Annotated in this window: 24 protein-coding genes, 1 riboswitch and 1 other annotated feature; of the genes, 20 read left to right on the top strand and 4 right to left on the bottom strand. The window is 45.2% G+C overall.

All coding sequences use genetic code 11. From position 1 onward, the window contains the following. The first annotated feature begins 55 nt into the window (after nucleotides 1-55). The 4 genes from cobT to NST74_RS06190 all read left to right on the top strand — a co-directional run bounded on the left by cobT (nucleotide 56) and on the right by NST74_RS06190 (nucleotide 2,907). Nucleotides 56-1,117: a nicotinate-nucleotide--dimethylbenzimidazole phosphoribosyltransferase gene (gene cobT, locus NST74_RS06175; RefSeq protein WP_341110975.1), complete on the top strand. Its 1,062-nt coding sequence runs from the start codon at nucleotides 56-58 to the stop codon at nucleotides 1,115-1,117. Further along, nucleotides 1,114-1,662, top strand: a complete 549-nt coding sequence (gene cobU / locus NST74_RS06180; RefSeq protein WP_341110976.1) for a bifunctional adenosylcobinamide kinase/adenosylcobinamide-phosphate guanylyltransferase — start codon at nucleotides 1,114-1,116, stop codon at nucleotides 1,660-1,662. The genes cobT and cobU overlap by 4 nt, the downstream gene beginning before the upstream one ends. Beyond that, the gene (gene cobS, locus NST74_RS06185; RefSeq protein WP_042124969.1) at nucleotides 1,659-2,474 is read left to right on the top strand and encodes an adenosylcobinamide-GDP ribazoletransferase; all 816 of its coding nucleotides are present in this window, start codon (nucleotides 1,659-1,661) and stop codon (nucleotides 2,472-2,474) included. Before cobU ends, cobS begins: the two co-directional genes overlap by 4 nt. 106 nt (nucleotides 2,475-2,580) lie before the next feature. After that, the gene (locus NST74_RS06190) at nucleotides 2,581-2,907 is read left to right on the top strand and encodes a YnfA family protein (RefSeq protein WP_042185628.1); all 327 of its coding nucleotides are present in this window, start codon (nucleotides 2,581-2,583) and stop codon (nucleotides 2,905-2,907) included. A 401-nt stretch (nucleotides 2,908-3,308) separates the two neighbouring features. Here the strand turns inward: NST74_RS06190 and NST74_RS06195 are convergent, their stop codons facing one another. Then, entirely contained in the window at nucleotides 3,309-4,997 is a 1,689-nt protein-coding gene (locus NST74_RS06195; protein ID WP_042124973.1) for a methyl-accepting chemotaxis protein, read from the bottom strand. A 355-nt stretch (nucleotides 4,998-5,352) separates the two neighbouring features. After that, nucleotides 5,353-5,398, top strand: a riboswitch (PreQ1 riboswitch). A 10-nt stretch (nucleotides 5,399-5,408) separates the two neighbouring features. Here NST74_RS06195 and NST74_RS06200 point away from each other — a divergent pair. The 10 genes from NST74_RS06200 to NST74_RS06245 all read left to right on the top strand — a co-directional run bounded on the left by NST74_RS06200 (nucleotide 5,409) and on the right by NST74_RS06245 (nucleotide 13,969). After that, nucleotides 5,409-6,122: a queuosine precursor transporter gene (locus tag NST74_RS06200; RefSeq protein ID WP_341110977.1), complete on the top strand. Its 714-nt coding sequence runs from the start codon at nucleotides 5,409-5,411 to the stop codon at nucleotides 6,120-6,122. Nucleotides 6,123-6,390: 268 nt separating this feature from the next. Next, nucleotides 6,391-7,872, top strand: a complete 1,482-nt coding sequence (locus NST74_RS06205) for an AMP-binding protein (RefSeq protein ID WP_341110978.1) — start codon at nucleotides 6,391-6,393, stop codon at nucleotides 7,870-7,872. Then, nucleotides 7,869-9,020 carry a thiolase family protein gene (locus NST74_RS06210; protein WP_341110980.1) on the top strand — a complete coding sequence of 384 codons (1,152 nt, stop codon included), beginning with the start codon at nucleotides 7,869-7,871 and terminating at the stop codon, nucleotides 9,018-9,020. Before NST74_RS06205 ends, NST74_RS06210 begins: the two co-directional genes overlap by 4 nt. Next, nucleotides 9,017-9,418, top strand: a complete 402-nt coding sequence (locus NST74_RS06215) for an FAS1-like dehydratase domain-containing protein (RefSeq protein WP_341110982.1) — start codon at nucleotides 9,017-9,019, stop codon at nucleotides 9,416-9,418. The genes NST74_RS06210 and NST74_RS06215 overlap by 4 nt, the downstream gene beginning before the upstream one ends. Then, complete coding sequence (locus NST74_RS06220) at nucleotides 9,393-9,734, top strand: MaoC family dehydratase (protein ID WP_341110983.1); 342 nt, start codon at nucleotides 9,393-9,395, stop codon at nucleotides 9,732-9,734. Before NST74_RS06215 ends, NST74_RS06220 begins: the two co-directional genes overlap by 26 nt. A 2-nt stretch (nucleotides 9,735-9,736) precedes the next feature. Continuing rightward, nucleotides 9,737-10,558: an SDR family oxidoreductase gene (locus NST74_RS06225; RefSeq protein ID WP_341110984.1), complete on the top strand. Its 822-nt coding sequence runs from the start codon at nucleotides 9,737-9,739 to the stop codon at nucleotides 10,556-10,558. Further along, nucleotides 10,559-11,359 carry an energy-coupling factor transporter ATPase gene (locus NST74_RS06230; protein WP_341110985.1) on the top strand — a complete coding sequence of 267 codons (801 nt, stop codon included), beginning with the start codon at nucleotides 10,559-10,561 and terminating at the stop codon, nucleotides 11,357-11,359. Beyond that, complete coding sequence (locus NST74_RS06235) at nucleotides 11,344-12,201, top strand: ATP-binding cassette domain-containing protein (RefSeq protein ID WP_341110986.1); 858 nt, start codon at nucleotides 11,344-11,346, stop codon at nucleotides 12,199-12,201. The genes NST74_RS06230 and NST74_RS06235 overlap by 16 nt, the downstream gene beginning before the upstream one ends. Next, nucleotides 12,194-12,997: an energy-coupling factor transporter transmembrane component T family protein gene (locus NST74_RS06240; protein WP_341110987.1), complete on the top strand. Its 804-nt coding sequence runs from the start codon at nucleotides 12,194-12,196 to the stop codon at nucleotides 12,995-12,997. The genes NST74_RS06235 and NST74_RS06240 overlap by 8 nt, the downstream gene beginning before the upstream one ends. A 6-nt stretch (nucleotides 12,998-13,003) precedes the next feature. Further along, nucleotides 13,004-13,969 (top strand): NAD(P)H-dependent flavin oxidoreductase, encoded by a 966-nt coding sequence (locus tag NST74_RS06245; RefSeq protein WP_341115840.1) that lies wholly within the window; start codon nucleotides 13,004-13,006, stop codon nucleotides 13,967-13,969. Between the two features lie 73 nt (nucleotides 13,970-14,042). Here NST74_RS06245 and NST74_RS06250 read toward each other — a convergent pair whose 3' ends face one another. Beyond that, the gene (locus tag NST74_RS06250; protein WP_341110988.1) at nucleotides 14,043-14,822 is read right to left on the bottom strand and encodes an alpha/beta fold hydrolase; all 780 of its coding nucleotides are present in this window, start codon (nucleotides 14,820-14,822) and stop codon (nucleotides 14,043-14,045) included. 198 nt (nucleotides 14,823-15,020) lie between these two features. Then, nucleotides 15,021-15,255, top strand: a binding site (T-box leader). A 56-nt stretch (nucleotides 15,256-15,311) separates the two neighbouring features. Between NST74_RS06250 and NST74_RS06255 the strand changes: the two genes are divergently transcribed. Together NST74_RS06255 and NST74_RS06260 are read left to right on the top strand one after the other, a co-directional pair. Then, nucleotides 15,312-15,434: a hypothetical protein gene (locus tag NST74_RS06255; protein ID WP_341110989.1), complete on the top strand. Its 123-nt coding sequence runs from the start codon at nucleotides 15,312-15,314 to the stop codon at nucleotides 15,432-15,434. Between the two features lie 80 nt (nucleotides 15,435-15,514). Next, the gene (locus tag NST74_RS06260) at nucleotides 15,515-16,381 is read left to right on the top strand and encodes a GNAT family N-acetyltransferase (RefSeq protein WP_341110990.1); all 867 of its coding nucleotides are present in this window, start codon (nucleotides 15,515-15,517) and stop codon (nucleotides 16,379-16,381) included. 262 nt (nucleotides 16,382-16,643) lie between these two features. Here NST74_RS06260 and NST74_RS06265 read toward each other — a convergent pair whose 3' ends face one another. After that, nucleotides 16,644-17,738 carry a M24 family metallopeptidase gene (locus tag NST74_RS06265; RefSeq protein WP_341110991.1) on the bottom strand — a complete coding sequence of 365 codons (1,095 nt, stop codon included), beginning with the start codon at nucleotides 17,736-17,738 and terminating at the stop codon, nucleotides 16,644-16,646. 293 nt (nucleotides 17,739-18,031) lie between these two features. Between NST74_RS06265 and NST74_RS06270 the strand changes: the two genes are divergently transcribed. Together NST74_RS06270 and NST74_RS06275 are read left to right on the top strand one after the other, a co-directional pair. Continuing rightward, nucleotides 18,032-18,877 (top strand): SDR family oxidoreductase, encoded by an 846-nt coding sequence (locus tag NST74_RS06270; protein ID WP_341110992.1) that lies wholly within the window; start codon nucleotides 18,032-18,034, stop codon nucleotides 18,875-18,877. Between the two features lie 21 nt (nucleotides 18,878-18,898). After that, nucleotides 18,899-19,402 carry a GNAT family N-acetyltransferase gene (locus NST74_RS06275; RefSeq protein WP_341110993.1) on the top strand — a complete coding sequence of 168 codons (504 nt, stop codon included), beginning with the start codon at nucleotides 18,899-18,901 and terminating at the stop codon, nucleotides 19,400-19,402. Between the two features lie 18 nt (nucleotides 19,403-19,420). Here the strand turns inward: NST74_RS06275 and NST74_RS06280 are convergent, their stop codons facing one another. Beyond that, entirely contained in the window at nucleotides 19,421-19,765 is a 345-nt protein-coding gene (locus NST74_RS06280) for a winged helix-turn-helix transcriptional regulator (protein ID WP_341110994.1), read from the bottom strand. 91 nt (nucleotides 19,766-19,856) lie between these two features. Between NST74_RS06280 and NST74_RS06285 the strand changes: the two genes are divergently transcribed. Beyond that, nucleotides 19,857-20,117, top strand: a complete 261-nt coding sequence (locus NST74_RS06285; protein ID WP_076121701.1) for a YqkE family protein — start codon at nucleotides 19,857-19,859, stop codon at nucleotides 20,115-20,117. A 227-nt stretch (nucleotides 20,118-20,344) separates the two neighbouring features. Continuing rightward, nucleotides 20,345-21,292 carry an ABC transporter permease gene (locus NST74_RS06290; protein WP_060624871.1) on the top strand — a complete coding sequence of 316 codons (948 nt, stop codon included), beginning with the start codon at nucleotides 20,345-20,347 and terminating at the stop codon, nucleotides 21,290-21,292.

Below are 21,292 nucleotides of genomic sequence, written 5' to 3' on the forward strand. Positions count from 1 at the left end.
CTGTGTAGATAAGATAGAATAGGTGATACGGATATCTTTAATTGGAGGTTAAAATATGATTTCAACGATTCAAGAAGTAATTAAACGAATCACACCAGCTGATGAACAGTCTTTCCTAAAGGCGGAGCACCGCCTGAATATTCTAACTAAACCGCCGGGCAGTTTGGGACAATTGGAGACGCTGGCTGTTAAGCTCGCTGGAATTTCGGGTACGGAGCAGCCTAGCTTCACCAAACGGACGGTTGTTGTGATGGCTGCCGATCACGGTGTATGCTGCGAGGGAGTTAGCGCCTTTCCGCAGGAAGTCACAATGCAAATGGCCTATAATTTTCTTAGCGGAGGAGCGGCTGTGAATGTACTGGCACGCCAAGCCGGGGCAGAGGTAAAGTTCGTAGATATCGGTGTTAACGGCGATCTTAGTCATGAGGATCTGATTGATCGTAAGGTACGCCGGGGAACGGATAATATGGCTGCGGGACCTGCGATGAGTCGTGAGGAAGCGATGGGTGCTGTGCTTGTAGGCATAAAAATCGCACAAGAAGCGATTGATAACGGGACGGAGATTTTTATTACGGGTGAAATGGGCATAGGAAATACAACGGCTAGTGCAGCTATTCTGTGTGCTCTAAAAGGAATAGCGCCTGAAGTAGCCGTCGGAAGAGGAACGGGAATTGATGATGAACGTTTACTACATAAAATTGCAGTTGTGGAACGTGCTCTAAAGGTGAATCAGCCGAATCCGGCAGATCCGCTGGATGTTTTGTCCAAAGTAGGGGGACTGGAAATCGCCGGTTTGACCGGTCTGATTCTTGGAGCAGCCGCTGCTAGGATCCCTGTGATTCTGGACGGTTTTATTTCGGGTGCGGCAGCTCTTGTCGCGAAGGCCCTTGCGCCAGAATCCATTGCCTATATGATAGGCTCCCATGTATCAGGTGAACGGGGACATAAGCTGATGCTGGAGCAGCTTGGGCTTGAACCGTTGTTTAACCTTGGCCTTCGTTTGGGTGAAGGAACTGGAGGCGTATTGTCTCTTCATTTAATAGAGGCGATATGCCGTATTTTGAGCGAGATGGCCACCTTTGAAAGTGCAGGTATCTCTGGAGCTGGGAAACAATGAGTATTCTTGTAACGGGTGGCGCACGTAGCGGGAAGAGTGGTTTCGCAGAAAAACTGATGTCGTCACTGACAGATCAGGCCTTCTATGTAGCAACCGGACAAGCGTTTGATGATGAAATGAAGGAACGGATTGCACTGCATCAGCATCAGCGCTCGCAAAGTGGGTATGCTTGGGAGACGTTAGAGGAGCCCTATGATTTACCAGATCTTCTTAAGCGATTATCTGGTGAGAAGGCGGTCCTTGTAGATTGTCTAACGTTGTGGTTATCGAATGTACTGCTTGCCATGGAAGGATTTACGGATAGACAAGAACTGATTGAGAGCGAGATTATAAGACTTGAAGACAGTGTGCGCACATTTCAAGGAAACCTCATTTTGGTCACTAATGAAGTAGGGGACGGTATTGTTCCAGAGTATGCGCTTGGTCGATTGTACCGTGATTTGGCAGGACGCATGAACGCGTTACTCGCTAGGCAATGTGAGCAGGTCTTTCTAGTGACTGCTGGCATTCCAATTGAGCTTAAGAGCAGGGAGTATCGTTTATGAGGGAACGCAGGGATGCTGCCGCGGCTGCCTTTCAGTTTTTGTCCCGGTTTCCTGTAAAAAGTGATCCCGGATTTTCTCCTGAGCTGCTGCGCCGAAGTGTGCTGTTTTATCCCGTGGTGGGTGCAGCTATAGGACTGTGCGTAGCTGCTGGAGCAGCTTTAACCGGCTGGATGTTACCGGCTTGGCCAGCCGCTGTTATTACCCTCATTTTATGGGTAGGACTTACAGGCGGCCTGCATCTCGATGGTTGGATGGACAGCGCGGATGGTCTGCTTAGCTACCGACCGAGGGAACGAATACTGGAGATTATGAAGGACAGCCGTGTGGGTGCGATGGGTGTGCTCGCCTGTGTGCTGCTCTTGCTGTTAAAAGCCTCTTTAGTGGCAGCATTAATCGAAGGCTACGCCTATTACGAGCTGCCACTGCTCTTGCTGCCAGCGATCTGGAGCCGCTGGTACATGGTGCGGGCAATGGTGCATTATCCCATTGCCCGCGGGAACGAGGGGCTGGCCGCGAGCTTCGCCGGCCTTGCTCCCTCGCAGGAGCGGCGCGCGCTGGCGATAGCCGCGCTGCTCTCGCTAGCCGCAGCCGCTGCGCCCCTGGCGCTCGGCGCGGGCTTAGGCGCGTGGCCGCTGCATCTGGCGGCAGCGTTACTGCTGCCGGCTGCAGCCTGGGCCAGCGGCACTGTGGCTGCGCGGCGGATCAGCAGCCGGCTCGGCGGGCTCACCGGCGATGTGTACGGTGCGCTGAACGAGCTGCTAGAGGTTGTGCTGCTACTAGTATTAGTGCTACTCCAGCACAACTTTATGTAAATGGCTCCAGCAGGTGATGCTGTAGTAGTCAGCTTGCTCAATCTGGTTTCATCATCTTCTGCGATTCATTTAGATTTTTATGAGTTCCATAGGAAAGAGGGATGACATGGTTGCTGCCATTCTGCTATTTGTAATTGCCGGCCTTGCTGAGATTGGAGGCGGATACTTAGTATGGTTATGGCTAAGAGAATCAAGACCTCTCTGGTACGGTTTGGTAGGTTCTTTGATTCTGATAAGCTATGGCATTATTCCTACGTTGCAGAAGTTCCCATCCTTCGGAAGAGTATATGCAGCTTACGGCGGGGTGTTTATCGTGCTCGCTGTGTTATGGGGCTGGCTAGTAGACAAGAAAACACCCGATGTATATGACTGGGTTGGTGCTGTTATTTGTGTGATCGGCGTATCGGTCATTCTTTGGGCGCCGAGACATTAGTACTATTAAGGTCTCCTTTGCGGTGAATGGTGACTCGTTAGGTAAGGCTAGTTAGCGGGTTGAAGACTTTTAGGTTTACTCTGCTCTACAGACTGAGTTGCTAGACTTCCCCTAGCGTGAACTAGTTAGCGGATTCCAGAGGCGCTAATTACTCAAAATAGGCTTGATTTGGTCTGATACGCAATAGCGTCTCTCAGGTCCGAAAAAGCTCCAAAATGGCAGTTTTTCTAGAAATAGCTGCATCTGATTCCGCTAGAAGCACGAAGCGCCAACGCTAAACGAGAGTAGCGCACAAGCCAGCTATATCCCTGGAAATCATACATAGGCCTATATAGTGCTAAAACAAAACAGCCCGTTCAATACTTTCGTGTGAACGGGCTGTTTTTATTTGAGCCTGAGCTTTAGATCTTAAATTGTTGTACAGCTTCCTGAAGCTTTTTAGCCTGCTCATAGAGATGTTGGACGGTTACTGCATGTCCTTCAAGCTCTATACGCTGGCGCTCTGAGTTCTCGGATAATGTATCCGCACTTTCTTGGGATCTTGAAGTAATTTGTGCGGTTTCCTCGACGGAAGCACTGACTTCTTCCGTACTTGCTGAGATTTGCTGCGTAGCCGCAGATACGGATTGAATATTCTGATTGATGCTCTGGATCAGAATCAGGAGGTGATTGAAGGCATCGCCCGCTTCTGTCACCTTGCCTACCCCAGAGGCTACCTCAGAATTCACTTGGTTCATCTCAGTAACGGAGCGATTCATATCTTCCTGAAGGCCGAGTAGGAAATCACGGATCTGCTCATTCGCATTACGGGATTGTTCGGAAAGCTTGCGTACTTCTCCGGCAACAACGGCAAAGCCGCGACCATGTTCACCTGCACGCGCTGCTTCGATCGAAGCATTGAGTGACAGCATTTGGATTTGCTTCGTAATTTCAGTGATACTATGAACGACTTCTCCGATCATTACTGAACGTTCGTTCATAATTTGTAATTGCTCCAGTGACTGCAAAGAAGCACGTTCAACCTGGCGCATTTGCAGAACAGCACTTTGAGCAATCTCATTACCGCCACTCGCCTCAGCGGAAGCTTCACTGATCTGCTCTGTGACTTCGGTAGCTGCTGAAGCAATATGCTGAATGCCGAAATTGATTTCTTCCATAGCTTTTGAATTATCTAGAGCACTGCTTGCGATGGTCGTACTACCTTTGCCGATTTCTACTACGGAAGAGCTAGAGTGGTCCGCCATTTCATTTAAGACGTCTACACGCTCTCTTAAGGAATTGGAATCGGTGACTACTGTATTTGAGGTAACGAGTACATGTCCAATCATTTCTTTTAGGCGTAGGGTCATCGCTTGGAAGCTTCTGGATAGCTGAGCGACCTCATCGGTGCCATTAACCGTTAATTCCTCTGTGAAATCTCCCTCTGCGAGACGGGCGCTGTAAGCTGCAAGCTTAGAGATGGGACGAGTTATCCGCATGCTCATAAACCAGGCACCGGTTGAACCTATGATTAGCGTTAGCAGAGTGATCCCGGCACTGGTCCACAGAATGCTGTTTGTTTTTTCTTGAATAAAGCTTACATCACTGCTGATTCCGATAACCATCGTACTTCCGGGAATTCCGATATAAGCTGACTTATGTACACCATGAGCGTCTCTGTATGTATCGCTTAGTCCGCTCTTTCCTTTAAGAGCTTGCTGCATTGCAGAAGATACCTTAACAATTTCATCCCGCTTTAATTTTCCATCATGATCTACGGTCAGAACCTCGGCTTCCTTGCCTTTAAGGTTGACTAGAAAAATAGTTTCAACCCCATGCTGCTTCTTCTTATCCTGAAAATAGAATTCAAGATTGGTGGCTGCTTGTTCGTTCTTCTTTAGTGCTTGCTGAGCATGCATGGTGTTTATATTCTTATATACGTCCTGAGCAGCTGCAGTTAGAATTTGATTGATTTGTGGCATGACATAGCTGTTGAAAATACTGGTAGATATAAAGTAGAAGCTGGTACTTAACAAAAGAGACGTGAGTAATAGAACTACAAACAATAAACGCGTGAATCGGCGACTGATCGACTGCTTAAAACGAAACATATTGTTCTCCCCTTTTTATGGACAGCGAAGCTCCATTTCTTATTGGAATACATCCTATCTCCCTACCGAGTGCTAGTGTCTGGCAACCTGCAATATATTCCATAGTTATGTAATATATCAACTAAATGGATCGGGAATGAAGTGTTTGATACTATTCTATAGAATTAACCTCTGGATGAATAGTGAAAATTTTAGTTTATAGAGCATATTTTTCTGAAAAAGATGAATTATTACTGACACTTTTATTTTTATTTAATAAAAATGGGTATAAATACCCAATTCATAAATTGTTTATTTTTATGGATTGTTTGATGACAGTGTGATAGAGTATTAATGTTTTGTTCCAAACATAAGGTAAGCCGCGGTTCGTAACCATCCCGCGTAAACAAAACTAGGAGGAATTTAAGTAATATGTTCAATTTGTTGTGGGGAGTTTTATTTGTTATTGTCAATTTTGCCTTTTTTCTACTCTGTTACCGCCTGTTCGGCAAAAATGGAATGTATGCCTGGGTAGGTATCGCTACTGTAATTGCTAACATTCAGGTAGCTAAGACGATTGCTATGCCATTTGATATTGTGATGACACTCGGAAATACGATGTATGTCACTTTGTATATGACCAGCGATTTGCTTAATGAGAAGTATGGAAGAGCGGAAGCGCGCAAAGCAGTTTGGTTTGGTTTCTTCACTTTGCTTATGACGACAGTCATTATGCAGATGGTCCTAGTATTTAAGCCGCAAGAGACCGATATCGCTCAGTCTTCTTTAGAGACGATCTTTGGGCTGATGCCTCGACTAGCTCTGGGTAGTCTTACTGCTTACTTCATTAGTCAGTTCCTAGATGTTCGGTTATATGCCTGGATTCGCAAATATTACAGCACCTCAAGGCAGCTGTGGATTCGTTCCAACGGCAGCACGATGGTCAGCTCTTTTGTGGATACACTAATCTTCTGCACCATTGCATTTGCTGGGTTGTATAACTGGAGTGTGTGGCTTGAAATTTTGCTTACAACGTACCTAGCAAAATTCTTACTAACCGCAGTAAGCACACCTATCTTATATATCGCCCGAACTTTTACTTTTGCTGAAGATGGAATACCTTCATCTGTTCAAAAGAAGGAATAAACAACACTACAGCCAGCGCGTACCGATTATAATCGATGCGTGCTGTTTGATTTTTTCCAGTCATTAGAAGGCTTAATTGTTACATGAAAAATGTGTACATAAAATTAATATAAAGCTAAAATAAGCTATCGTAGCAATTCTAATAGTATCCCTTGTAATTCGGAGGTTAAAGCTGCCGTTATTGCTCTTCAATTAAGTGCTATCAGTCCGATCGAAGAGAGTGTACATATTCGGTAGTCATAGAAATTACGAACAGGTGTGATGAAGGATGAATCTAGTAGTGCCTATACTACGCCATGCAGTACAGCAGCCCGACAGCATTGCCTTAACACAGGCCCAAGCGACGCATACCTATGCAACATTAGTACAAGTGATGCAGAGAATCGCGAATGGTCTACAGCAAAAGGGCTTGAAGCAAGACAAAATCGCTATTTTATCTACGAATCGTATTGAATTTATTGAAGTTTTCTTAGGGGCTATTTATGCGGGTTGTGTTCCGATTCCTTTAGATCCCAAGTGGAGCGCAAATGAGCTGAAGATGATTATAGAGCAGTGCCAGCCGTCGATGATTTTTGCTGAGCCGGAAGCTGCAAAGCATCTGGTATTTATGAACGAAGCCATCCCAAGGCTGACTTTTTCAAATGAACGAACAGGTTCCTATGATCAGTGGCTGGATGCGCTGAAACCAGAGGCTGAGTTGGATGAGACGAACGAGTTATTATTTATCGGCTTTACTTCAGGTACAACCGGATTGCCAAAAGGATATATGCGTACCCATTTATCATGGTTAAAAAGCTTTGAGGTATCAAATGATGCCTTTAAATTGGATTGTATAAAAAATGTTTTAGCGCCAGGTCCTTTTGTACATTCGCTGTCCTTATTCGCTGTCATGCAGAGTCTATATGGCGGAGCAAACTTTCATATTACCCAAAAATTTAGCGCCACGCATGTGTTAGAACTGTGCAAGCAGATTCCGGGTGTGGTGCTGTTCGTTGTACCGACAATGCTCGAATCCATGATGCAGCAGGCTGTTCCTGGGCAGACGCAGATTGATGCGATTATTAGCTCAGGTGCAAAGTGGCCTTGGCTGTCCAAAAAAAAGGGCATGGAAGTGTTCGGTGGAGCGCGTCTCTATGAATCCTATGGTTCCTCAGAAGCGAGCTATATTAGTTATTTGGATGTTCTGGAGGAGCATAATCCGAACTCTGTAGGCAAGCCCTATCCCGGAGTGCAAATTTCCATTCGTGATGAAGAGTTCCGTGAAGTCCCTACGGGAGAGATTGGGCAGTTATATGTGCGTAGTGATATGATATTTCTAGGCTACCATCAATTGCCGAACGAGACAGAAGCAGCTTTTCGAGACGGATGGCTTATTTTAGAAGATTATGTTTATCAGGATGAAGCTGGTTATTTATATCTGGCAGGTCGCTTGAAGAATAGAATCATATCCGGTGGGTTGAACATTTATCCAGAGGAAATAGAGCGAGTGCTGGAGCATCTTCCGGAAATTCAAGAAGTAATGGTGCTTGGCGTCCCTGATGAATACTGGGGAGAACAGTTGGCAGTCCTCGTGAAATGGAACGGCGAAAAACACTTATCTATAGACGAAATAAAGAATTATTGTCGCCAGTATTTAGCAAGCTACAAAGCGCCGAAGCAGCTGCTGACAGTAGAGGAGTTTATCTATACTAGCAGCGGAAAAATTGCCCGGCAAGCGATGAAAGACTATGTGAAAAGAGCGATGGTATGATCGAAGCAGTGATTGTCATGGCAAAACGCACACCGATTGGTAGGATGGGCGGCTTATTAAGTACATTGGAGCCGGAAGCATTACTGGCGCCGCTTATTCAGCATATTGTGGCAGAGACAAACCTGCCTGTAGATATGATCGATGATGTCATTATTGGAAATGTGGTCGGTCCGGGTGGGAATATTGCCCGTGTAGCAGCGCTCGAAGCGGGATTGCCTGTTTCGGTTCCGGGTGTCACTGTGGATCGGCAGTGCGGTTCTGGGCTAGAGGCGATTAATATTGCAGCTAGGCTTATTCAAAGCGGTGCTGGTGAGATTTATTTCGCAGGCGGCGTTGAAAGCACGAGCCGTGCTCCCTGGAAGATGGCTAAGCCACAGACCTTGATGGGTATTCCACAGCTATATACCCGTGCTCATTTTACGCCTAGCGCTTACGGTGATCCGGATATGGGGATTGCTGCGGAAAATGTAGCGCGGAAGTACGGGATTTCGCGAGAAGAGCAGGATCAATATGCCTTAAAAAGCCATCAGAAGGCCGTTCATGCTCAGCAAAGTGGCCGGTTTCAGCAGGAGATTGTACCTCTTCTGGTTGAGGGAGAGTGGGTGCATACCGACGAATGTCCTAGGGTCAATACGAGCTTGGATAAGCTGCGAAAGCTACCGCCAATTTTTGAAGAAAAGGGTACTGTCACTGCTGGAAATGCTTGTCCTATTAATGATGGTGCGGCGCTTCTATTAATGATGTCCCTTGAGAAATGTCGGCAACTCAAGCTTAAGCCTATCCTGCGTGTCGTGGATGCGCAAGCGGCAGGTGTAGATCCGAACTACTTAGGTATGGGGCCAGTTCCAGCTGTACACAAGGTGTTACATCGTCAACAGCTGACCATAACTGATTTAGATATTATAGAGTTTAATGAAGCCTTTGCTTCGCAAGTTCTAGCCTCACTGAACGAGCTTCAGATTCCACAGGAAAAGGTCAATCATGGAGGAGGCGCATTAGCTATCGGTCATCCATACGGGGCGTCCGGAGCCATTTTAATGACGAGGTTATTTGCTGAAATGCAGCGTACTCCTTATAAAAGGGGACTTGCCACTTTGGGCATCGGCGGTGGGATGGGGCTGGCAACGCTTGTGGAGGCGGTAGAATGAACAGCATTTATCATCAGATTCATGTGTCAGCTGAGTGGATTTCGGACTATGCACAGAGTATTGAGGCGCCCGTGCAGACAACTAACGGTCATCTGATTGCTCCTTCTACGATGCCTATTATTTTTTGGGAGGCCTTCGATATTCCTTGGCTTAATAAGGGAGAGCCTTTGCTTCACGGCACTCAGAAATTTTCATATCAAGTTCCGATTACAGCGGGAATGACGTTAGATTGTGAATTAGCTTTAACGAGCAAAATGCAAAAGGAAGGCCGGCAGGGCAAGCTGACCTTTTACAACCATACACTGGTTTGTAAATGTGAAGGTGAGCTTATAGTTACTGCAGAAACGGTGTTAATTCGGGTAGGTGATAATCATGATGAAAAAATCCATAACGGCTGAAGCCATCCGGCAATATGCAGCAGCTTCCCAAGATCTGGCCGCTATTCATCTAGATGAAGATGCTGCAGCTGAGGTTGGATTTAAGCGGCCCATTGCACATGGAATGTATCTTATGGGATTAGCTCAATCCTTATATCTCGCTGAGCATCGGGCACAGTGGATCACTCAGTATGAGCTGAAATTTCATCAACCTGTAGAAGTAGATAATGTCGTGATTTTTGATTTTGTGGAGGATGACTGCGCTGTGAAAGTGATCCTTACAACAGAAGCTGGCGATGTTATTGCTTCAGGAGCTTTTTCAGTGAAAGAGGTGTAATCATGAACAAAGTAGCCTTAATTACTGGAGCGACAAGAGGGATCGGGCGCAGTATCGCCGTGCAGCTTGGCAAGTCCGGTTATAAAGTGGCTGTAAATGGCACAAAACAAGTCTTAATCGATGAGGTTGTGCGCGAGATTCGTCAGGCAGGCGGTGAAGCATCGGGATACTCTGCGAATGTAGCAGATCCAGTTGCGGTCTCTGTAATGGTTGAAGAGGTTATTGCTAAATACGGCCATATTGAGGTGTTGATAGCGAACGCTGGCAATTTGCAGGATCAGAAGTGTCTACGGATGACAGATGAAGAATGGAAGGCCGTGCTGGATGTGCATTTAAATGGCACCTATTACAGCATTCAACGCGTACTACCGCATATGCGTCAGACAGGCGGTGATATTCTGTTGATGACCTCCACCGCTGGGTTAACAGGCTCCGTGGGTCAGGTGAATTATAGTGCAGCCAAGGCTGGAATACTCGGAATGATGTGGACACTTGCAGCGGAGTTGAAACGTGACGAGATTAGGGTAAATGCGATTTCACCAGCCGCTTTAACAGATATGACCAGACCTGTCATTGATCATTTGAAAGAGAAACATGCCAGCCGTAATGAGCCGTTCCCGGAGTTTTGGCGAATAGGCGCTCCAGAGGATATTGCTACCTTCGTAAATGCAGTATTAAGCGAGACCGACGCGGATTTAACCGGTGAAATCTTTGCTGTGAATGGATCAAAGGTGACGAAATGGGAGAAGCCTGCGCCTGCCTTTTCCGAAAACAGCATTGAGGCATTTTTCGCTGCTTGGCACCGTCAAAAGGGGAGTGAATAATTGCTTACCTTCGATCAAGTTCATTTTTATTATAAAAAGGGTCAGCCCGTCTTAGAGAATATCAGCTTTACAATAGAAGCGGGGGAATTTGTGGCGATTGTTGGCGCTAATGGCTCTGGCAAATCAACCATTGCCAAGCTAATGGACGGTTTGCTGCTGCCGCGAAAAGGGTCGATACTATTTAAGGGTCTAGACACCTCAAATCCAGCTGATCTTACAGAAATTCATCAGCAAATCGGCTTTGTTTTTCAGAATCCAGAGGATCAATTTATCACCACAACCGTTATGGATGAGGTGCTTTTTGGTTTGGAAAATATTCGTGTGCCAAGGGAGGAAATGCGCAGCCGATTGGAGGATGCCTTGCAGGCTGTTCATATGGAGGATTATCTGGATGCTATGCCACATCAGCTTTCTGGAGGTCAAAAGCAGCGTGTTGCTATTGCCGCTATACTGGCGATGCGCCCGCAAGTCATTATTTTTGACGAGGCCACCTCTATGCTTGATCCTCATGGAAGACAGCAGGTGCTTTCCATCATGCAAGAGCTGCATCGACAAGGTCTGACCATTATTCAGATCACTCACCATATGGAGGAAGTGCTTTCAGCAGAACGATTATTACTCCTGCATCAAGGGCGGCTTGAGTTTGACGGCGATCCACTGGCTTTTTTTGAAACGATGCCTGTTGTGGACTATCAATTACAACTGCCCTTTGCAGTGCGTGTACAAGCATTACTCCATTCAGCAGCGCCGCCAACAGCAGATTGGAAGGGGAGAGTTCGATCACAATGGTCTACCAATTAAATCATTTAAGTGTGAACTATGCCGATCATGTGGCTTTGCACGATGTAAACTGTACCCTTACAGCGGGCAAATGGATTTCGATTATCGGTCCAACGGGCGCAGGAAAGTCTACCTTTGTCAAAGTGCTGAAGGGCTTGATTCCCACCGTAAAAGGCGACTACTCAATTGATCAGCAGCCTGCTCCCAGAGATGCCAAAGGACAATTAAAGGTCGTCCCTGAGCTGGGCTTCGTCTTTCAATATCCGGAGCATCAGCTATTCGAAACCACGGTGTATAAGGAGCTTTCTTTTGCTCTAAATCTGCAGGGGGCTTCAAGTCAGCAAATTACAGAGGCGATTGAAAGGATTTTGCCGGAAGTAGGTCTGTCAGAGGAGATTCTCCCTTTAAATCCATTCCAATTAAGCGGTGGAGAAAAGCGCCGTGTGGCTATTGCCTCTGTGCTGATGACGAATCCGAAGCTGCTAATTTTGGATGAACCAACAGCGGGGCTCGATCCAGCCAGCCAAGTATCTTTGTTGAAGCTGCTGAAATCATGGCAACAACAAGACCAGCGCACCCTTCTCTTCGTTTCGCACCAGATGAATGATGTTGCCGAGTACTCGGATGAGGTGATGGTTTTTCACAAAGGTCAGCTAAAAGGGCATTATAACCCCAGAACATTATTTCTGGAAAAGGAAGCATTATTGGTGGAACTGGGGCTGTCCATGCCTGAACCCGTACAGCTATTGAAGCTAGTAGAGGAACTATCTGGTCAAAAAATAGAGGTTTGTAGCTGTAAAGAGCAGGATATCTTCGATGCTGTTCTGCCGATTTGGCATTCGAGGGGGCATGAGCATGACTGATTCCGTATTAGTGGGTCAATATGTGGAGACGCATTCGATTTTCCATCGTTTAGATTCTCGTACAAAGCTTGTTGGTATCGTGATTCTCATGCTGAGCTTTCTAACGCTTGGAACAGGTCTTAGCTATGCTATTGCAACCTTTTTTGTGTTCGGAATTTTACTGTTTTCAAAGGTTCCTTTTCATTTCTTCTGGCGAGGGCTGCGCCCGCTATTATTTATTTTGTTGTTTACCTTTGTGTATAATGCTGTGTTCACCAAAGGAACGATCCTCTGGTCATGGTCATTTATTGAGGTGACTGAAGAAGGACTGCGAACGGGATTACGTTTTGTATGGCGTATAATATTGCTCATCTTATTAGCCTCAATATTAACATTAACTACTAAACCGCTAGACTTAGCGTATGGTCTTGAAAAGCTGTTAGCTCCTCTGTCCAAATCGGGGGTACCCGTAGAACAACTCTCTTTAATGATAGTGATTGCGATTCGGTTTATTCCTACCATCAAGGAGGAGCTGGATCGAATTCTTCTCGCACAAAAGGCAAGAGGTTATGATCTTACAGCATTATCGCTGCCTAGACGGATATTTGCTTATATCCCGATCATTATTCCTTTGCTCTTCACGACGATTCAACGTGCTGAACAGCTGAGTTATGCGATTGATGCGCGTGCTTATGGAAATGGTAAAGGGAGAACTTCTTATAGGGTATTACAATTGCAACAAATGGATTATCTAGCTGGGGGAGTTGCCTTGTTGTTCGCTGTGATTCTGCTTGGGTTAAAGATAGGAAAGGTGTAGATGAAGATGAAATGGAACACCCGTATTACGGAGTTATTGCACATAGAGTACCCTATTATTCAAGGTGGACTTGCTTATTTAGGTTATGCAGACCTCGCGGCTGCAGTTTCGAATGCTGGTGGATTGGGTCAAGTCACAGCGATGAGTCTTCCGAGTGCAGAGGCTTTACGTTCAGAAATAGAACGGGTACGTACTTTGACGGACAAGCCATTTGGTGTTAATTTTGCCATCGGTATGCATGGTATTGGTTATGAAGATCGGGTGCAGATCGCCATCGACGAGAAGGTTCCCGTCGTGAGCATCACCGGAGGAAACCCAGCCCCCATGCTGGAAATGTTTCGGTCTACGAATATTAAAACGCTGGTGCTCGTCTCCTCACGTAGACAAGCCCAAAAAGCTGAACAATTAGGCGCTTCTGCGGTTATTGTTGTTGGGCAAGAGGGAGGAGGACACTTGGGACGTGATGATGTTGGGACTATGGTGCTCGTGCCCCAAGTAGTGGATGCGGTTGAAATTCCTGTGATTGCTTCAGGCGGGATCGGGGATGGCCGCGGATGGATGGCTGCCCATGCACTGGGGGCTGAGGGAATCGAAATGGGCACGCGTTTCATTGCTACGGTTGAATGTGTTCATGCGGCTGCTTCTTATAAAAAAGCCTTAGTAGAAAGCTCTGAGTCAGATACAGTCGTAATCAAACGATCTATCGGAGCACCCGCGCGAGTATTACGCAATGAATACAGCGACATTATTCTTGAAGTCGAGCGTATGACACCGACCTATGAGGCCTTAAAAGAATACATCAGCGGCGCAGCCAACAAGCGCTGGGTTTATGATGACATCAAAGAAGAGGGCCTCGGCTGGGCAGGCCAAGTGACAGGAATGATCCATGATATCCCTACAGTCTCAGAGTTAGTCGGCAGGATGGCTAAAGAGGCAGAATTGATTCGTGGGATGTGGGGAATGCAGGCGTGAGGAGCCAGCAGAGCAGTTGTATCTAGAAGATGAAATAATAAACTGAAGGTTAAGGTATTAGATTGGCGAGGCGTTATGCAAAAGAAGATAATAGTTGGTTGAATCTATCACGCTCCTCCAAAAAAGGGCAATGGCTGCTGTATTGGAATGGAACTAATTGCGAATTTTTAATCAGCTTATTTGTTTCCTGAGCTTGGGTAAACGGAACGACTTTATCATGAATTCCGTGAATAATTAATGTGGGCACATCGATCTGTCCAAGATCGTTGTAAACATTCTCGTCTCTTAGCGTGACCATAATGGCGGAAGTCGACCAATTCGCAGCTTGTAAACCCATTAGAAAGAACCATTCGGATTTCGGTTCAGAAATGTACTGAAAGAAAAAAAGCTCCGTTTGGTTTTGCAGCATTTTTGGACGGTCATTGTTTGTATCTTCGATGATTTTATTCGTGAATTCTTTTGGAACGCTTGATGGAGACGCAGCGTCGATCAGGACGAGTTTAGATACCCCGTACCCTTTATAACGAGCCATATAACGAATCGAGATCGCGCCTCCGGTAGAGTGTCCTGCCAGTGTTATGTTTTTTAGCTGTAACGCCTCGATGACCATACGAAGATCATCTGCTAATCTATCGAAACCGTAACCTTCGAATGGTTTATCCGAATTGCCGTATCCTCTCCAGTCCATTCCGATACAACGATATCCGAGCCTAGGAAGGAAATTGAACTGATATTCAAACTGTTTATGGTTTAGCGGCCATCCGTGAATAAAAAGTATCGTTTTATTTCCCTTCGGATTGATGTCCTCTATAAATACTTTTACGCCCGGTTCCACAGTAACGAAGTATCCCAAGAGTATCACCTCATTATATAAATTTACTTCCCAGTTAAGATATTCGCCCTAGGCAAGGTTGATGCCTAATTTCGGCGTCAAATTGGGGTTAGAATAGTACGAAGAGATTTCTGCGGAATAGCAGTTCCTTTAGCAGTTGTTGTTTGAGTTGTTGACAGAATTTTGCAAATATCTTATATTGAGCTTAATTAATAATTACCAAATACGATGAAGAGGACAAGTAGATACGGAAATGCCGTTCAGGGAACTGCCGGTTGGTGCGAGGCAGCGGGTATCCGAATCGGAAAATCACCTCAGAGCTGGCCCCCGAATTATAGTAGATGGGCCCGGGATTCTACCGTTACAAAGAAGCATCGTTGTTGGACGATGGCTAAGTGGGCGTTTATTACTAACGTCAATCAGGGTGGTAACGCGGAGCAACTCCGTCCCAAATGGGATGGGGTTTTTTTGCGTTTTCATAAATTAATTATTAAATTGGAGGGTTATCGAATGAGTAAATTGATGGTTACAGAACGTTTGACATTACGGCAAGTTAAAATTGATCATGCTGAAGCTTTGGGTAAGGAGTGGTGCAGTTCAACAGGCAGGGTTAAAGAGCAGGAGTACTTTTGATAAATCAGCAAACCGTAAGAAAGAACGATTAGTTTCGAAAAATCCGGAAAAACGTTGAGCAGGTGAAAGGGGATATTATAATGCAATTCAAGTTGTATACGGATGTGCATGAGTTTTACATCGATACCTATGATGTGCTGATGCGTCATGAAGCACAAAATTTGATTCCTCTTGGCAATATCATAATTGGGCATGAAGGAAAAGACAAAACAGACTGGCGTGACCCTGTAAATTGGCTTATGGCAACTATTTCGGATGCTAAGGGCATACAACTTACCGCCATAATGACACCGCCACACAATATTACGCTTTATGCAACGGACAACAAAATTAACTCAGAAGCTATAAACTGTCTGATAGATGGGTTGAAAGATCGTGAAATTCCAGGTGTGACAACCGAAAAAAACTTGGCAGAGTATTTTGCCAAAGAATATACCTTGCGCAAGGGATTAACTTTTAAAACAACCATGAGCCAACGTATATATGAACTTACGGCAGTAAATCCAGATATTCAAAAGGTTGGTATCGTTCGATTGCTGGATGAAAAGGATATTCACTTTTTCCCATACTGGGCTGAAGCATTTTATGCAGCGGAGAGTTATGGCAAAACAGAAATGTCTATCCCGCAAGATGCAGACCCTTACCTCTACCGGATAGCATCGAAAAAAATCTATATTTTAGAGGACAACGGGATACCCGTTTCTATGGCAGGATATACAAGGGTAATGCAGACGGCTATTGGCGTGGCATTTGTATATACGCCTCCATATGAGCGCAGTAAGGGTTATGCTACTTCGATTGTGGCGCAAATAAGCCAACTTGCATTGGATAAAGGATTTACTAAGTGTGTCTTATATACGGACTTAGCAAATCCCACATCTAATAGCATCTACCAAAAGATAGGCTATATGCCAATTTGTGATTCGCTCCAGTTAAAATTTGAATAGTAGAATGATGCGGACAGGCAAAGTCAACTGATGGAGATAACCAATATGCGGAAATAGCAGATGAAATGTTGAAAGGGATTATGGTTTTGAAAGGGTCTGAATAAGTCGAGTATGGTGCGGGAAAAAGAGAAAGCCCATCACAGTAAGTTGAAAGTGATTCTTTTCCAACTTATTAAGGATGGGCTATCTTTGATTCTAATATTTTTCGGATACTCTTGGTATCAATATTGGGCTCAAATGAACTACGTCTATATTTTCTTTTCTACAAATGAAGAATAGTCAGTTCCTTAGGGAAGCTTGTTAAGGTCTCCGCACCTTCAGCTGTAATAATCAGATCATCTTCGATACGCACACCCGCTAGTCCCGGTACATAAATCCCTGGCTCAACGGTGAACACGTTGCCGATCTCGATAATGTCATCGTTCTGTCCATGGAGTGATGGATATTCATGTACATCCATACCCAGTCCGTGTCCGACACGGTGCAAGAAATATTCTCCGAATCCGGCTTCTTCAATCACGTCACGTGCAGCTTTGTCGACAGAACCGAAAGGAGCTCCAGGATTGGAAGCAGCGATCCCAGCTTCGTTAGCAGCCAGCACGGTGTTGTAGATCGTGACAAGCTTGTCATCCACGGACTCAATAGCAAAGGTACGTGTAATATCGGAAGCATAGCCATCAGCATATACCCCGATATCAAACATCAGGAAGTCACCTGGCTGAATGACCCGGTTACCTGGGACACCGTGAGGCAGGGCAGTTTTCGGACCAGAAAGCACCATGGTGTCGAAGGAAGGGCCGGAAGCGCCAACCTTTTTCATTAGATACTCTAGCTCAGCTACTAGATCGTTTTCTGTAACGCCTGTTTTTACATGGGTAAGCACGCGGCGCAAAGCTTCCTCAACTAGCTCAGCGGCATGCTTCATGCGCTTAACTTCATCTGGAGTTTTTTTGGAACGCATGCTGCGCAGCAATGGACCAATATCACTAAATCGTTCCGCTGGAACGGCAGCGGTTAAATGTTCAAAACGGGCTACTGAGAAATGTTCCTTCTCTATGCCAAGAGTACCTATCTTACTGCTGCCGAAACAATCCTTAAGCAGGTTATAGGGGTTATCAGTGTCACTGTGGGTTAGGAGTTTGGTGACTGAAGAAGCGGATTGAGCTGCTTCCGCATCTAGTGCGGGTAGAATCAGCATAGGCTCCTCTCCACGTATCAACAGTAGACCCAGGAAGCGTTCATGCGGATCGCTGGCGAATCCGGTTAAGTAGTAGACATGTTTGGGATCTGTTACGAGGAGGGCATCAAGTCCTTCACTCGCCATTTGCTGCTCTAGGCTTGTCAGAGCGTTATTCATAGTTGGTATTCCCCTTTCAACTTCAAGATTAGAACCGCAATATTCTTATTATAGATCAAAAATAGACTAGACGCACATGACGAACTACACCTATCGTTGGCTAATCATGACATCCCTATGCTAGAACTTAACCTTAAGCAATAACGCATATTTTTTCATCTATACCATTAATCGTGAGATGTAGCTTTTCTTGAGACTACTAGTTGGTGTAACATAAACTTTAAATATACTTCTCGTAAGGTTAGGTGGAAGCTTATTGGGGTACGGTTGTTGAGAAAGGAGTGATTCTTGGGATGAAAGGTAAAGTTGCACTTGTAACTGGAGCAAATTCCGGAATGGGGCTAGCGACGACAGTTGAACTGGCTCGCAAGGGAGCCAAAGTAATAATGGTATGCCGCAATCGCCAGCGGGGAGAAGAAGCGCTTGCTGCCGCCAAACAAAAGAGCCACTCTGAGGATATCGAGCTGATGTTGTGTGATCTGGCCTCGCTGGAGAGCATTCGTAGTTTTGCGGAGGAATTCACCCGGAAATATCCGATTCTAGATATACTCATCAATAACGCTGGGGTAGTTACGATTAAGCGTCAGCTTACGAAGGATGGCTTTGAGATGGATCTTGGTGTAAACCATCTGGGGCATTTTCTGCTTACGAATCTGTTACTTGAGCCTTTAAAGGCAGCAGAGCAAGGCCGTATCGTGGTCGTTGCTTCCGGTGCTTACAAAATAGGTGCACTTCACTATGAAGATCCAACCCTCGCACGCCGTTTCAATCCCGCCAAAGCCTACGCTCGATCCAAGCTAGCTAATATTTTGTTCACAAGGGAGCTGGCTTTGCGTCTTCATGGTACAAAGGTGACTGTGAATTGCGTACATCCAGGAGCAGTAGGCACGAATATCGGTGTGAACCGAGAGATGGGCTTCGGCAAGTCGATCCTTAAGCTGCTGTCTTACTTCTTCTTAACACCCGAGCAAGGAGCCGATACAGCGATTTATTTGGCAACGGCACCTGAGCTTCGTGAAGTAACAGGACAATATTATTATCGACGAAAGATTAAGCAGCTGTCTCCCAGAGCGCAGAATAGACAAGAGGCGCAGCGGCTGTGGCAATGGAGCCAGGAGCAGGTCGCCCTAAATAATTAACACATTTGGAGGAATCAAGGGATGAAATGGGAGAATAGCACGATTGAAGATGCAACACCTGCAGACTTAGCAGCTATTGTGGAGATTTACAACTCAACGATTGCTGGACGGATGGTCACTGCGGATCTGGAACCAATTACTGTTGCAGACAGAGAAAAATGGTTCCTTGAACATAACAGCCATCATCGCCCTTTGTGGGTACTTAAGCAGGGGGATGAAATTGCGGCATGGTTCAGCTTTCAATCCTTCTACGGTCGTCCAGCGTATAATGCAACAGCAGAAATTAGTGTATACGTAAGTGAAAAGTTCCGTGGTGGTGGAGCCGGTAGAATTCTTCTTACAGAGGCTATTGAGAAAGCCCCTAGTCTTGGCATTAAGAACTTAGTTGGCTTTGTGTTTGGACATAATGATCCAAGCCTCGGCTTACTGAAGAAATTTGGTTTTGAAGAGTGGGGATTGCTGCCTGGTGTGGCTGAACTGGATGGTATAGAACGTGATTTAATGATCGTAGGACTTAAAATCTAATATTCATAATTGAAACGCTTACATTTTAAGTGTTGAGCTTACGTTATTTGTGTCACAATCAATCCATATTTTTGACCAACGCTGCAAATCCCGGATGACTGTTTCTAAGGCAAGTCCTTTATCTGTTAAGGAATATTGGATTCGCACAGGTGTCTCAGGGAATACTTCTCGAAGAACGATTCCTTCCAGTTCCAGCTCTTTAAGCCGTTCGGAGAGTAACCTTCCGCTAATGGGCAAAGCTGCTTCAATCACATTGAAACGTTGTGGTCCTTGGAGGAGCTGGTAGATGATCAAACCTGTCCAACGCCTGCCGATAATATCCATACTTTTTTGTAGTTGGGGACATAAATCTGTGGACTTCATATGGCTCACCTCTTAGTGAACATTATAAACGAAAAGACCAATAATTTAAACAAATTCCAAATTAATTCATTACTAGAAGGGATGATTGACCGTGGCTAAAAAAAAGAAAATGCCAACTACTCCGCGTCCTGCTGCGACCGATGGACCAGCTACGCTAAAAGACCTGCTGAGCAGTGATGTTCTAGGAAAGCTGAAGGCACAGTCTGATGCGCTGAAAGCGGAAGAGAATGACCGCAAGGAAGCTGCTCGTAAGGCGGTAGAGGATCAGCGAAAAGCTGAACAAAAGCGGCTTGAGAATGATTTTGCACATCTGCTGGAGAACAGTAATCAGGATTGGAGTAAGTATAAATAACTACTATAGCTAGCGAAAATAGATCATGAGATTAAGAGATGCCCACGTGGTGTCTCTTTTTTTAAAAGTTATTTATAAATTTAATTGTTTTAAATTTTACTATACGAAAGGGTTGACCCTCCAAGTGGGCTTAGGTATAATCGTAAATAGTGCAAATGAAAATCATTATCAGTACCGATAATCATCTATTTCAACGATTTAACTATTAAACAGATAAGGAACAACTCATGAAACTAAAATATTTGTCCCTACTTCTAATAGTCTTCTCATTTATATCTTTGTTTATAGGCGTAAAAGACATTTCACCTTTGGATCTTTTTTCGCTTACGGAATCTCAGATACAGACTCTGCTGGTCAGCCGGATTCCACGCTTAGCTGCACTGATTATAGCTGGTGTAAGCATGAGTATTGCCGGATTAATTATGCAGCAATTATCTCGAAATAAATTCGTTTCTCCCACTACGGCGGGCACGATGGATTCCGCGAAATTCGGTATTCTCGTGTCCCTGATGCTGTTCACAGGGGCGACGCCTATGCAGAAGCTGCTCGTTGCTTTTGTTTTTGCTCTACTGGGAACATTTATATTTATGAGAATCTTGGATCGAATCAAATTCAAGGATAGTATTTTCATCCCGCTGGTCGGACTCATGTTCGGGAACATTGTAGGTTCGATTACTACATTTTTTGCTTACAAAAATGATCTGGTTCAGAATATCTCGTCTTGGATGCTTGGCGATTTCTCAACGATTATTAAGGGTCAATACGAATTAATCTATATCAGTATTCCACTTGTCATTCTTGCGTATGTTTTCGCCAATAAGTTCACCGTTGCCGGTATGGGGGAGGATTTCTCCGTTAATCTCGGTATGAACTACAAAGCGGTTGTGAACGTAGGATTGGTGATTGTAGCGTTAATCTCTTCAGTAGTTATTTTAACCGTAGGTACAATTCCTTTCCTGGGTCTTGTTGTACCTAACATAGTAACACTATACATAGGCGATAACTTGAAAAAAAATCTGGCGCATACTGCCATTCTCGGTGCGGTGTTCCTCCTGTTCTGTGATATTCTGGGCAGGCTCATTATATATCCATACGAAATATCAATCAGTCTCACGGTAGGCGTCATCGGAAGTGGTCTGTTTATCTACTTGCTGATGAGAAGAAAGGCGAATTAG

It is taken from the genome of Paenibacillus sp. FSL F4-0125 (assembly GCF_038008565.1).
Lineage (GTDB): Bacteria > Bacillota > Bacilli > Paenibacillales > Paenibacillaceae > Paenibacillus_AQ.

What these genes read in the sequence shown, in the direction of transcription:
- cobT (WP_341110975.1), top strand. Translation starts at nt 56, where the DNA reads ATGATTTCAACGATTCAAGAAGTAATTAAACGAATCACACCAGCTGAT.
- cobU (WP_341110976.1), top strand. Translation starts at nt 1,114, where the DNA reads ATGAGTATTCTTGTAACGGGTGGCGCACGTAGCGGGAAGAGTGGTTTC.
- cobS (WP_042124969.1), top strand. Translation starts at nt 1,659, where the DNA reads ATGAGGGAACGCAGGGATGCTGCCGCGGCTGCCTTTCAGTTTTTGTCC.
- NST74_RS06190 (WP_042185628.1), top strand. Translation starts at nt 2,581, where the DNA reads ATGGTTGCTGCCATTCTGCTATTTGTAATTGCCGGCCTTGCTGAGATT.
- NST74_RS06195 (WP_042124973.1), bottom strand. Translation starts at nt 4,997, where the DNA reads ATGTTTCGTTTTAAGCAGTCGATCAGTCGCCGATTCACGCGTTTATTG.
- NST74_RS06200 (WP_341110977.1), top strand. Translation starts at nt 5,409, where the DNA reads ATGTTCAATTTGTTGTGGGGAGTTTTATTTGTTATTGTCAATTTTGCC.
- NST74_RS06205 (WP_341110978.1), top strand. Translation starts at nt 6,391, where the DNA reads ATGAATCTAGTAGTGCCTATACTACGCCATGCAGTACAGCAGCCCGAC.
- NST74_RS06210 (WP_341110980.1), top strand. Translation starts at nt 7,869, where the DNA reads ATGATCGAAGCAGTGATTGTCATGGCAAAACGCACACCGATTGGTAGG.
- NST74_RS06215 (WP_341110982.1), top strand. Translation starts at nt 9,017, where the DNA reads ATGAACAGCATTTATCATCAGATTCATGTGTCAGCTGAGTGGATTTCG.
- NST74_RS06220 (WP_341110983.1), top strand. Translation starts at nt 9,393, where the DNA reads ATGATGAAAAAATCCATAACGGCTGAAGCCATCCGGCAATATGCAGCA.
- NST74_RS06225 (WP_341110984.1), top strand. Translation starts at nt 9,737, where the DNA reads ATGAACAAAGTAGCCTTAATTACTGGAGCGACAAGAGGGATCGGGCGC.
- NST74_RS06235 (WP_341110986.1), top strand. Translation starts at nt 11,344, where the DNA reads ATGGTCTACCAATTAAATCATTTAAGTGTGAACTATGCCGATCATGTG.
- NST74_RS06240 (WP_341110987.1), top strand. Translation starts at nt 12,194, where the DNA reads ATGACTGATTCCGTATTAGTGGGTCAATATGTGGAGACGCATTCGATT.
- NST74_RS06245 (WP_341115840.1), top strand. Translation starts at nt 13,004, where the DNA reads ATGAAATGGAACACCCGTATTACGGAGTTATTGCACATAGAGTACCCT.
- NST74_RS06255 (WP_341110989.1), top strand. Translation starts at nt 15,312, where the DNA reads ATGAGTAAATTGATGGTTACAGAACGTTTGACATTACGGCAAGTTAAA.
- NST74_RS06260 (WP_341110990.1), top strand. Translation starts at nt 15,515, where the DNA reads ATGCAATTCAAGTTGTATACGGATGTGCATGAGTTTTACATCGATACC.
- NST74_RS06265 (WP_341110991.1), bottom strand. Translation starts at nt 17,738, where the DNA reads ATGAATAACGCTCTGACAAGCCTAGAGCAGCAAATGGCGAGTGAAGGA.
- NST74_RS06270 (WP_341110992.1), top strand. Translation starts at nt 18,032, where the DNA reads ATGAAAGGTAAAGTTGCACTTGTAACTGGAGCAAATTCCGGAATGGGG.
- NST74_RS06275 (WP_341110993.1), top strand. Translation starts at nt 18,899, where the DNA reads ATGAAATGGGAGAATAGCACGATTGAAGATGCAACACCTGCAGACTTA.
- NST74_RS06280 (WP_341110994.1), bottom strand. Translation starts at nt 19,765, where the DNA reads ATGAAGTCCACAGATTTATGTCCCCAACTACAAAAAAGTATGGATATT.
- NST74_RS06290 (WP_060624871.1), top strand. Translation starts at nt 20,345, where the DNA reads ATGAAACTAAAATATTTGTCCCTACTTCTAATAGTCTTCTCATTTATA.